This is a genomic window from Providencia sp. CIM-Carb-044, assembly GCF_033901115.1.
In the GTDB taxonomy this organism is placed as follows: Bacteria; Pseudomonadota; Gammaproteobacteria; order Enterobacterales; family Enterobacteriaceae; genus Providencia; species Providencia hangzhouensis.
In genome coordinates, this window is sequence record NZ_JAXADV010000008.1 from 141,467 (window position 1) to 152,671 (window position 11,205).

The 11,205-nt window shown below is 39.2% G+C and carries 9 protein-coding genes; 5 read left to right on the plus strand and 4 right to left on the minus strand.

Translation table 11 applies throughout. From position 1 onward, the window contains the following. Nucleotides 1-166 precede the first annotated feature (166 nt). The 4 genes from dcuC to SJ312_RS16135 all read right to left on the minus strand — a co-directional run bounded on the left by dcuC (nt 167) and on the right by SJ312_RS16135 (nt 5,609). On the minus strand, nt 167-1,525 hold the full coding sequence (dcuC, locus tag SJ312_RS16120) for an anaerobic C4-dicarboxylate transporter DcuC (RefSeq protein WP_004261170.1): 1,359 nt from the start codon (nt 1,523-1,525) through the stop codon (nt 167-169). 217 nt (nt 1,526-1,742) lie between these two features. Next, entirely contained in the window at nt 1,743-3,161 is a 1,419-nt protein-coding gene (locus SJ312_RS16125) for a carbohydrate porin (RefSeq protein ID WP_165880939.1), read from the minus strand. Nucleotides 3,162-3,422: 261 nt separating this feature from the next. Continuing rightward, entirely contained in the window at nt 3,423-3,881 is a 459-nt protein-coding gene (locus tag SJ312_RS16130) for a regulatory protein RecX (protein ID WP_004261175.1), read from the minus strand. A 270-nt stretch (nt 3,882-4,151) separates the two neighbouring features. Beyond that, nucleotides 4,152-5,609 carry a DUF4026 domain-containing protein gene (locus tag SJ312_RS16135; protein WP_094961453.1) on the minus strand — a complete coding sequence of 486 codons (1,458 nt, stop codon included), beginning with the start codon at nt 5,607-5,609 and terminating at the stop codon, nt 4,152-4,154. 252 nt (nt 5,610-5,861) lie between these two features. Between SJ312_RS16135 and SJ312_RS16140 the strand changes: the two genes are divergently transcribed. The 5 genes from SJ312_RS16140 to SJ312_RS16160 all read left to right on the plus strand — a co-directional run bounded on the left by SJ312_RS16140 (nt 5,862) and on the right by SJ312_RS16160 (nt 10,880). Further along, the gene (locus SJ312_RS16140; RefSeq protein WP_004261179.1) at nt 5,862-6,044 is read left to right on the plus strand and encodes a hypothetical protein; all 183 of its coding nucleotides are present in this window, start codon (nt 5,862-5,864) and stop codon (nt 6,042-6,044) included. Nucleotides 6,045-6,268: 224 nt separating this feature from the next. Beyond that, nucleotides 6,269-7,288 (plus strand): hypothetical protein, encoded by a 1,020-nt coding sequence (locus SJ312_RS16145; RefSeq protein WP_110592514.1) that lies wholly within the window; start codon nt 6,269-6,271, stop codon nt 7,286-7,288. Continuing rightward, entirely contained in the window at nt 7,288-8,433 is a 1,146-nt protein-coding gene (locus tag SJ312_RS16150) for a BamA/TamA family outer membrane protein (protein ID WP_319868082.1), read from the plus strand. The genes SJ312_RS16145 and SJ312_RS16150 overlap by 1 nt, the downstream gene beginning before the upstream one ends. Next, a complete protein-coding gene (locus SJ312_RS16155; RefSeq protein ID WP_110592516.1) occupies nt 8,433-9,578 on the plus strand; it encodes a DUF4056 domain-containing protein in 1,146 nt (381 codons plus the stop codon). The genes SJ312_RS16150 and SJ312_RS16155 overlap by 1 nt, the downstream gene beginning before the upstream one ends. Nucleotides 9,579-10,070: 492 nt before the next feature. After that, on the plus strand, nt 10,071-10,880 hold the full coding sequence (locus SJ312_RS16160) for a protein bax (RefSeq protein WP_036958345.1): 810 nt from the start codon (nt 10,071-10,073) through the stop codon (nt 10,878-10,880). Nucleotides 10,881-11,205 lie beyond the last annotated feature (325 nt).

Here is an 11,205-nt window from a genome sequence, read left to right on the forward strand (position 1 = left end):
TCTCGTTAATAACGTAAAAGAACAAACGCCACGTAATTATTCTGTAAAAAAATAATTTCGCAATCAATTAAAAGAGTAAATTTTAGATATAAAGTATTTAATTTTTAATTCGAGGAATGGCTGAGTTATTCGCTCAGCCATTTTTTTTACCTGAGAAACTGAAATGTTATAGATATATAGGCACTAATATTTCTGTCGCAATTACAACCACAACCAATCCAACTAATACTGGGATTGACGTTCTTTTCACGACTTCGAACGGAGAGATTTTTGCCATACCAGATACGGCCACGACAACCCCTGATACCGGCGATAAAGTCCGCCCTAAGTTAGAGGCTTGTAGCATTGGTATCACTAAGTAAGCAGGATTGACCCCCATTTGTTTTGCTAAATGAGGAATTAGTTCAACAAATGCATAGAACGGTGCATTCCCTGAACCTGTGGTCATCGCAGCTAACATCGTAATCACCACCAGTGCAATCATCATCACAATTGCGCCAGAACCGAATGACTGTGCAAGGTCAATGAGCCCTTTAATAAAGCCAATGGTACTTAAACCTTGAGCAAATACCCCAGCCGCCACTAATAACATAACGACCGTTGCGAATGCTTCTGCCATACCTTTGTAGCAAACTTCTAAGCCACTATAGACATGTTTAGCGCTGAAGCTACGGATGAATTCAATGATTGCAGCCAAAATAATACAGCCAACAATAATGGTAACAATATGCAATTCAGGCGCCCATTTACCATCAAACACTAAAACACCGATAATTGGCGTAAAAGGTAAAATAGCGTAGAAAGCAGGAGCATGGGTTTTAATTTCATTCACATCTAACATTTCAGTCGTGACATTTTCTTTTCTGTCGAGGTAACGCTGCCAAAAGAAGTGAGCGATTGACATTGCCACAATTGCCGCGATAGAAATCGGTAAGGTCGTTTTAAATGCAAAGTCGATTAATGGCATTTCGGCCGCTTTTGCCGCTAAGATAACATCACCAGATGTCGGCGCTAAAATAATTGCCGCTGGCGATGCACAGATTGCTGCTGCTGCACCTCGGCTGATCCCGACATTCACCATTACAGGGAATAATGTCGCCATCAGTAATACACCGAGGCCTGTCGCAGAAGATACCGCCAGTGACATCAAACATGCCACAATATAAGCAGCAACCATCAACAAATAAGGTGAGTTGATCATTTTTAATGGCTTAGAAGCGATTTTCACCACAACATCATTCGCCCCAATGTGAGTCATATAAGATGCAAACCCACATAACACCATGATCATCATACCAAGGTCGCCACCTCGGCTCATTAATAGGAATTTTATGTATTCCAGAATATCTGTTACACGCCACCCCGTCGTTGGAACAGAACCTGGTAAAATACTTTTGCCCATAATAGCGGTAATGATTAGAAGTAAAATCCCTCCTGTCATTAACACACCCGTTGCGGAATACCCTTTTATGATATAACGCCCAACTCCAATGGCGACAATAACGCCGATTAAGAGCTCAATCATTTATTTCTCCTGCCTGTCTTATTTTGTAATTATAAAAAAAATTACTCTGCCTAATCATTAAGCAAAATTCACTGACAATGATCATGTCAGCAGATGATTTTTAATATAGAAATGCGTTAAAACACAAGAGAAATAAATAAAAAATCTTTTTGATAGTTATTTTGCAGCCGATCTTCCTATTTATTAACAACACATAGGAAGAACGGCTTAGCTTAGACTAGAAAAAATATTTGAAGCGAGCACGAACACCATAGCGTTCATCATCATGATGACTAATCAAATTAGGGTTATCTGCATTAATTTTAGAGTAATAAGCACCAAGATAAATTTTGTAATTATCTATAGCTAAAATTTGAGGTAACTCATAAGAAGCATATAAAGTATGAACATCATATTTACCTGGGATGTTATTCAACACTGAATTAGGGTCTGTCGAAATATTTACTGCATTAAAATCTTTAATATTATTATGCGCATAGATATAACCTAGTTGAGCGCGACGCCACAAAGCATAGCCACCTAACGATAAATCTGTTTCTGCTATTGCATCTAGGTATGCAGTACTGAATGTTAGCTGCACGCCATTATCTGAGTCTTTTTCTACGCTATTCCATCCTAAAGTCATACCATATCCATTACGTTTGGACATATCCTTCCAATGACCATCAACGTTATCCCCATAGGCATTGTTGATAACTTGGGATTCCATCGCAATAGCCACTTTAAAATCATTCGGCTGCCAAGCCACCACAGGCCTTAAATAAATAACATTTTTCTTATTATCTAGCTGATAACCATGGTAATTAGAATCATCGAATAAAGCAGTACCATCTTCAACCAATGCGTTAATTTCAAAATACCAATCATCTAATGAATGGGAAAGTTGAACACTACCACCATCACCTGAACGCCCACGCCCTTCTTTCATCATATAAATATAACCGAACCCATCACTGTACAAATCATTCGCCGTATTGCCTGAATACTGTACAAACGTATCTTGTCCTAATGGGAACATATCATAAGCTTCGTAACGGCCGAGCTTTACTTGCCAGCGATCCTTTTGCCCGAAATAAAAAGCGGCATCATCAAGGTTCATTTTTCCTGTCATATCCGCAAGCGGCTGCACAGAAAACCCTGCATAATTTCCATTATCTTTCAAATGATTACCATCTACCCCAATCAAGATCCGTCCATTAATATCCCAATTATCACTCTTATTTGGTTGGTTGTTTTTCCCAAGGGCCGTTCTGACAGATGTAATTTGTCCCTGACGACTCGCCCCATCCATATTGAACTCAACATCGCCATAAAGCTTAAGTTCACCGTAATCATTGTGGTATTGGATCCCAGATGTTGGTTTTTCTTCACTCTCCCTTGGTACATTTGTATTGGAAATAGGCTCCTTAACAACGGTTGATATGGGTTGTTTGGTAGTTTCATGCATATTCATCACTCGTTCGAGCTTCTCTGCTTTCTGTTCAGCAGCTTCGGCACGTCGTTCTGCCAACTCAGCTCTTTTCTCTAACGCCTCCAGCCTTGCCTCAATACGACTTAAATCCGTTTGAGCATCCCCCACCAAAGGGAATAGGATGACAAAAGCCGCTGCAATCGCAGATAACGGTAACATCTTCATATTAATACCTATTTGAATTAAACCAATAAACATCATTGCTAGCGCTTTCTTCTCTTTTTTGATTTATCGTGAAGTGAGCAGCCCAGAACATGAACACAGTATATAATTAAAGATATGTTAACGTTAACATGAAATTGATAAAAGAAAGATCGAACTCACAATTCACTGATTAATCTAAAATAAACAACGTCAAAAACTATGTTCAGATTTTATTTCAACCAGTTGAAAAGTAAGTGATTTTATAAATTAATAATATGGAAACTAACCATTGAATAACTCATAAATCATATCGCCAAAAAAGCCTCGATACTGTAAATATCTAATTTGTTTGCTTTTTTCCTTGAAATCATGAGGAAGGTCATCACCGAATTTTTTACTACGAACCAATGCGGCCTTTTCAAACCAATCTACATCTAGAGTAGCAAAATGCTTTTCCACAACCGTTTCAGTGAAACCTTTCTGCCGCATTTCTTGTTTTATCCGCAATGGTCCATACCCTTTACGGAGATAACCTTGCATTAATAGCCCCGCGACACGGTCGTCATCAAGAAAATGTTGCTCACTTAGCCTTTCAAGCACCAATTCAATTAAAGGCTCATCAATAATACCTTCATTTTTTTCATACATACGCCGTTTCATACGAGCAAATAGCTCTGCTTTCCCATAATCACGGCGGGAAAGCATAAACAAGGCATATTGGTAAAGCTCGGATTCATTCATGGCGTTAAATTTTCATCATTAAATTGGGCGCATTGCGCGCCCAGTCTAACATAAACCTTTGTACTCTAGCTTGAATAAGTATGTGATTCGGCTGGCGGAGCTCAGTCAACACCCATGCGGTTTGAATCGTGACGCGTATATACTCTAAATAATTCAAGTTGCATGTAGGCGACAAACGAAGACAGACCGATGAGCATACATAAGTATGTGATTCGGCTGGCTGAGCGCAGTCAACACCCATGCAGCTTGAAGTATGACGAGTATGACAAGTTAGTGAACTTGAGCGCCACTTAACAATTTATATATCGTATCAGGGGTATAACTGCCGTCTTGGAAATAAATTGTCCAATCCGTAATATCGTCGCGCGTTAATGGATAAACTTCCCCTTCTTGCATATTTTTCACATAAAAAGGATGGTTAATTAAACGCCCTTCAAACTTGTCTCCATTCCAAGAAACAGGTTCAAACCACATATGTTCATGACCATCGAAATCTTCTTCTGCATCATGGTAACCAATACCGCATTTCACTAAAAAGCGCCATTCCGAATCTTCAGCTTCCTCGTTTTTACCGAGGAATTTGGCAAAAAATCCTTTCTTCTGAGCGACCGGTTTTGGCCCGTAGTTATCTAACATATGGGTAAAATATTCCCAACGTAATTTGGCTTTACGGGACATATCAGCGGTTTCTTCATCGGTACGCATAAACATCATCGCGTTTTGATCTTCAAAGCCTTCAAAGAAACTTTCTAATACCGGGTTTTCTTGTGTCACACGAAACAACATCGCGGATGGGTGCTGATGAGATTCGTCTCGATCATGCCAATCCCCCATGAAACGCTCTGATGACGCATCACCAAACTCGAAATTCATCTCTTCAAGTGGCTTCAAATCATCAATTGGCGTTGATTTACCCACATGCAACAGCCCTTCTTCAAACGGTACTGCAACTAAATACTCATAGCCTGCTTGGGTTTGACCAATAAAAATAGGTTCATTAAACACGATTTTTCCGTGAGTAATACTGTTATTCACGAAGCTCCAAAATAGTTCGGGAATACCATAATAAGAAGCAATCGGGTGCGGTATAATAATTTCTGCTTCCGATAAACCACAACGTGCCAAACCGTGAGTATGGAACCAATACATGGTCGGAGCACGCTCTTCTTCCGGCTTGTCTTCGTTGTCTTCTTGATCATAAATAGCATGAACAACATACAAAGAATCAATGCTTGGCATCAAATCATCAATTAGTTGGAAATTAAGCCACTCACGAGTAAACACTTTCCCTGCGGCAGAAATATCCAAGCCTAGTAATAAATCTGGCACTAATATTTGAATAATTTTCAGCTGCTGAAGGTAATTAGCTAATGGCTGCCCTTGAAATAAACATTCAACAATCACTGCTTGAGGAGCAGCACTGGCCTCTGCATACAGCTCAGGGCTGATTGGATCAGTGGCAAAATAAGGATTGATGGTATATTCAGGGTCGCTATCCACTAAAGAGATATAAAAACGTAATTCTTCTTCATCTTTTTTACAGCTAAAGAAAAAGCCGCCATCCTCAGGAATGTAGTCTATTTCACCATCGGTGAAATAAGTTTGCTCTTCTAAACGCTGCTCTAATAATAAAGACGTCAGCTCAGAACCAGGGATAGCAACCATCATTGATGCTTCTTTTTCACCCTCACCTGCTGCGGTATCAAGGTAGTGTTGTTTATTATTCATTTTCAGACCTATTAATAAGTGACTCTGGCGAGGATATCAGCTTATATTCATTAAGAATATTGTGATTATTCTTAACAAACAGAGATTGTGATTTGATCCTTCGTATTGCAACTAAGTTAATAAATAATCATTATTCGACAATCAGTTATTCTACTTTTCATACTGTATTGACTGAGGCACAATAATGCACTTTCTTTAATTTGCTTTAAATTGATAAAGCAAAAGTTCTATTTCAATAAAGGTAATTCAAATATGGCTGATTTAACCAAGGCACAAAAAGAATATGTTGATGAACTGGCGATGCAGCGCGTTTTCGATATGAATAGCGATGAAGTGCTGGTCAACGCCTTAGAACAAAAGATTCACCAAATGGAAGACCATTTAAAAGCCTATTTTCATGAGCGTGTTAAGTTTCATCAACAAAACAAAAAATAGTATTTTCAGCCCTATCGTGCCGATGTTATTTCTTGCATCGGCAGCTATTTTATGTATGAAAAATGATAATCTTAAATAAACAATTAACATACAGGTATCTAGTTTTAGATCTTCATAAAAAAGCATTAAGCGCTATCGATAAAAAAATTATCAATGTTAAAATTCCAACTATTATAGATATACCTAACTACACCTCTCTATTATCTAAAGATTGAGCCAATTTTATGAAACGCATTCAATTCAGTACTGCACTGATTCTTTCTTCTATTATGAGCATGTCTGTGAGCTTTGCCGATAGTGATCGTCCGTTATTTTCGGTCTCTGTAAGTGAGTCTGGAGTCCCACAAAGTAACAGCGAAGGCGGCATTACTCGTTCTTCTACCACAGAGTCACGAGTACTGCCGATTTGGGGCGATGAAGCCCGCGCTCGAGGGTATGATTTACCGGAACCTTTTGGGATCGGCTACGGATATATGAACCTACGTCAAGATATAAAAGTTGACAAAATAGCCTTTAAATCAGAAAAGGGCGTAAATATTCCTTTTGTTAAATTCGATTTAAATGATGACTTAATGATTAAAACAGGACATACACGCAGTAAGAATGAATCACATATGTTAAAACTCGATACTTGGGTCTTTCCATTTATGAACGTATATGGCGTTTATGGAAAAACCAAAGGAACATCAACCACAAATCTTGATAGTGTAAAAGCTCGGGTCAAAATTTTTGGCAAAGAAAATATAATTGATATCGGTAAAAATCTACCTTTTGAATTAGACTATAAAGGAAAAACGTATGGTGGTGGTGTTACCTTCGCTGGTGGGTATAACCAATTCTTTAGTACATTAGATTTTAACTATACCAGAACAAGCCTTGATATCTTAGACGGTGACATTACTGCTTTTGTTGTAACTCCTCGGGTTGGTTATGAATTTATCTTTGAACCTTTAATCCCTGGTCAAGGTAATACAAAGCTACAAATTTGGACTGGAGCCATGTATCAAGATATTACCCAACGATTCAAAGGTGATATTAATAAACTAGATTTACCGCCTGAATTGAGTGGGTTGATGGCATTAGCGCCAGACGATGCAAAATTCGATGTTAAACAGCATCTTGCCCATAAATGGAATAATACTGTCGGTGCCCGTGTCGAACTCACTAGAAACTTTAATGTGTTAACAGAAGTCGGTTTTAATAACCGAAATAGTTTTTATATTTCTGGGGAATTCCGTTTTTAATGTGGCATTCGGCAATTATCCAAAGGCTGGCCTTGCTCAGCCTTTTTATTATTTTTCCCGCTAAAGCTGATTTACTCCCTGATCGCCAGCAAATCGATGGCTGGTTAAACGATCTCGGTGGAAAAAATAGCTTTGATGAAAGTAAAACTGTCGATTGGGGCGTATTACCGGGGCCATTTTATACCCCCGAAATGGGCGTTGGTATTGGTACTGCGCTGGTTGGTTTATATCGAATAGATAAAGAAGATAAACAAACCCAGCCGTCTTCTATTGGCTTAAGCGGTTTTGCGTCGTCTACAGGCGCGTTTGGCTTAAATTTTACCAATTATAATTTTATTGATAACGACCAGTGGCGGTTATTTGTTTCCGGCACCATTAACAATATTCCCACTTATTACTGGGGTAAGGGATATTCTGCAGGGAAAAACGATCACAATAAAGAAAAGTACCATTCCCAAGAATTCCAAATAACCCCAAGAGTCTTATATCAATTAGCCGATTCGACTTATATTGGTCTTGGTTGGAACTTTTCATCAATCAATGCCAGTGATCCTGATAATGGCGCCAAACAGTATTTCTCCAATTCAATTGGGGGTCGTTCGGTGTTAAATTCAGGCGTCAGTGCATACTACAGTTATGACACACGAGATTTTCTGCCCAATGCCTATCATGGGCAAGCTTTTGAGGCCATCTATACTTATTTTGCGCCTACCCTCGGTAGCGATACACGTTTCCAAACCACCCAATTACAATATGCCTATTACCATGCCTTAGCCGAAGAGACTGTTATTGCATTCGACAACTATGCGAGGTTTTCAACCGGAAATGTACCGTGGAACCAGCTATCATTACTCGGTAATGGTAACCGTATGCGCGGGTATTACGAAGGCCGCTATCGTGATAACAATATATTCACCAACCAAATTGAACTTCGCCATAAACTCGATTGGCGTCATGGCGTTGTGGGTTGGCTAGGAACAGGAACCATGAGTGATGCTGCATCTGAATTAGGCCAAGGGCATTGGTTGCCCACTGTTGGCGTAGGCTATCGTTTTGAATTTAAACCAAGAATGAATGTTCGCTTGGATTTCGGTGTTGGCCGCAACAGTACAGGGGTATATTTTCAAGTTGGGGAGGCGTTTTAATGTTCAAATGGGTTCTGGCAATGGGGATTGGGCTTTTATTAGCCGCTTGCCAAAGTCATGACAAACTGGACTTGCCCGTTATTGAGCCTGTCATTACCCCCTATACTTTTGAAGAAGCCTCACAAAATTGGCCTATTATTGCTTCCTTAGCCCCACCACAAGGTTTGCGCGCTTGCTGCGCCTTTGGCTACAACTTGCAAGCTGAGCTATGGGGATTACCTGTCCCGTTTTACACTATCGATAATATCGTTGAAGCAGATAGCCTAGGAGAACATCATTATAATGACAGCTTTTTAGGTGCCTCTGCGGCATTAATGGGGCTCAGTAATGAAAAAATAGGCTTACTCTATACGGATAAAAGCGGGTTTATTGATATTTCCCATGTCAGAGATACTGCAGATTATACTTTTTACTTATTTAGCCAAATTTACCCACGTCTAGGCCAACAATGGTCGTTGTCACTAAGTGAAGAATTAGCGGATAGACAAATACATTTCAGTGCATTTGAACCGCCGAAATCCGCCAAACAGCGCTATACACTAAGCGCCTACTTAGCCGCAAAATTGGCTTTCCAACTCGCGGTATGGCATGAAATTGCACAGTGGTATGGCTATCAATCTGTACCGGGGTTTTCTGAAGGGGTTTCCGCATTTTCCCCTGAAGACCTGTACTCAAATTTACTTGGTTCCCGTCTCGCCTTAACTTTGATACTACAAGGCCGAGCAGGCTCTTTAGCCACTTACTCTCAATCAATGGAAAATATTCTTCCACTGGCCCTTCACCAACTCGGTAGCAAAGATAGAAAAACCACGCGAAAAATATTTGATAGCGTTGATGGTTTATGGTGGAACAGTTACCGTAGAGTACCAGAGAAATTTCTTGTTTTAACAAGAGATTACCAAACAAGTGACCAACGTTATCCTCTGATGCCCCCACAAATTATGCCATCTGAAGGCTTATTTTTAACGTTGCCTGACCGCTATCTCAAATATGATTTGTCATTACTCGCACAACTGCGTTTGCTCCCTACTGGAAATATGAAACAGCTCCCCAAACCGACCTCTTATTGGACGGTGGCAGATTTTCCACAGCTGGCGGAAGATGCGAAGCAACAAGATTTACTGCAACAAATTTTAAAACCTTAAAGGGACTATTTGTGATATCCATATGACTCACCCTATAGGACTTTATCCTGACATTGTTGCGCTTAAAATTTAAGGTAAATGTCACTTTTTACTCATTTGCAGATAATAATCTTATTTCACTTTTGTCGCCTCGATAGGCTTTAATAAAACGATGGAGAACTCATTTAGGTCAAAAAATAGACTACCAACTGCTTATTTTTCAGACAAAATAACCCTATAATAACTAAATGAATTGTGTGTTTTTTGCTCAAATTTAACTTAAGTAAAGCGCGAACGCCACGGGAATAAACAGTTTAACTTATCATTCATCATATGAAAATATACCAAACGAAACCATTAGGTCATTTAAAATCAATACATTCATTTTAATATAAAAAAATTCACAAAATAATACAGAAGTTTCCTTAATATCATCCGGATAAATGTAGCTCGTGAAAAATTAATCTGCTAATATTCGCTCGAATTTTGTTCAGAGATACTTAGGAGAAGCAAATGCCCTCTCGAACGATGAGGACAAACGCCGTCTTCGCTTTCTTATTTTTACTTTTATTTTCGAGCCTGAGTATGGGCTCCACCAGTACCAGCACAATGCTCAATAAAGAGTATACTAATAAAACTGTGCAACAGAATGTAAGTCAGGCTAAAACCTCACTCCCTGACTTGCGTAAATACCCTTCTGGTACGCCTCGAAAGAAAGCATTTTTGAAAACGGTTGTCCCTGTTATTGAAAAAGTGAATAAGCAGATTATGGCTGAACGTACTTGGTTGCTATCAGTACGGGCTAATAAGAAGTGGAGCGCACAAGAGTTGCGCCGTCTTGAACAAATCTGTAATAGCTATGGTATGAAATGTAGTAATCCAAAACGTTTAAATTGGAACAAACTACTGAGTCGTGTCGACATCATGCCAACACACTTAGTTGCCACACAAGCAGCAACAGAGTCTGGTTGGGGTACATCACAACTTGCTCTGCAAAACGGTAATTTATTTGGTATGCGCTGCGGTAGTGGCTGCCAGACCAAACAAGGAAAGATTAAAGGCTATTCTACATATTCTTCTGTAGAAGAGACCGTGACTGCTTATATGAAAAATATGAATACCCATAATGCTTATGAGTCATTACGTACTTCACGAGCAAAACAGCGTCTATCAAAAGATGAGCTAGATACTAAAAAGTTAATCAATGATATGAAAGGGTACTCAGAGTTAGGTTCTACTTATAACCGCTATTTACAAGAGATGTACGCGAGTAATGAAGAATTGATTACACAAGCTCAGCAAAGAGCAGCCACTCGCATTTAATTTTGTATCACCAGGTACAAGACATAAAAAATCCACTTAACTAAGTGGATTTTTTTATCCCTCACAAACCGTATTTAACTTACTTAACTCATTCGACTAATTCATTTTTTATGTTTTTTTAGATTTACTCTATTGCCTTAAATAGTTCGAGTGTTGGCGAGGCGGCAAGAGAAGCTATCTCTCGTTTTTAATCTGATGGTTTAATTGTCTTTTATTGGGTATTTCAGTTTCACCACATTGCTCTAAATAGTTCGAGTGGTGGCGAGGCGGCAAGAGAAGCTATCCCTAGGAGCATACATAAGTATGTGACTAGGGTAGCTGAACG

Bases quoted from the DNA above. Each gene is read 5' to 3' on its own strand.
- dcuC (WP_004261170.1), bottom strand. From the start codon at position 1,525: ATGATTGAGCTCTTAATCGGCGTTATTGTCGCCATTGGAGTTGGGCGT.
- SJ312_RS16125 (WP_165880939.1), bottom strand. From the start codon at position 3,161: ATGAAGATGTTACCGTTATCTGCGATTGCAGCGGCTTTTGTCATCCTA.
- SJ312_RS16130 (WP_004261175.1), bottom strand. From the start codon at position 3,881: ATGAATGAATCCGAGCTTTACCAATATGCCTTGTTTATGCTTTCCCGC.
- SJ312_RS16135 (WP_094961453.1), bottom strand. From the start codon at position 5,609: ATGAATAATAAACAACACTACCTTGATACCGCAGCAGGTGAGGGTGAA.
- SJ312_RS16140 (WP_004261179.1), top strand. From the start codon at position 5,862: ATGGCTGATTTAACCAAGGCACAAAAAGAATATGTTGATGAACTGGCG.
- SJ312_RS16145 (WP_110592514.1), top strand. From the start codon at position 6,269: ATGAAACGCATTCAATTCAGTACTGCACTGATTCTTTCTTCTATTATG.
- SJ312_RS16150 (WP_319868082.1), top strand. From the start codon at position 7,288: ATGTGGCATTCGGCAATTATCCAAAGGCTGGCCTTGCTCAGCCTTTTT.
- SJ312_RS16155 (WP_110592516.1), top strand. From the start codon at position 8,433: ATGTTCAAATGGGTTCTGGCAATGGGGATTGGGCTTTTATTAGCCGCT.
- SJ312_RS16160 (WP_036958345.1), top strand. From the start codon at position 10,071: ATGCCCTCTCGAACGATGAGGACAAACGCCGTCTTCGCTTTCTTATTT.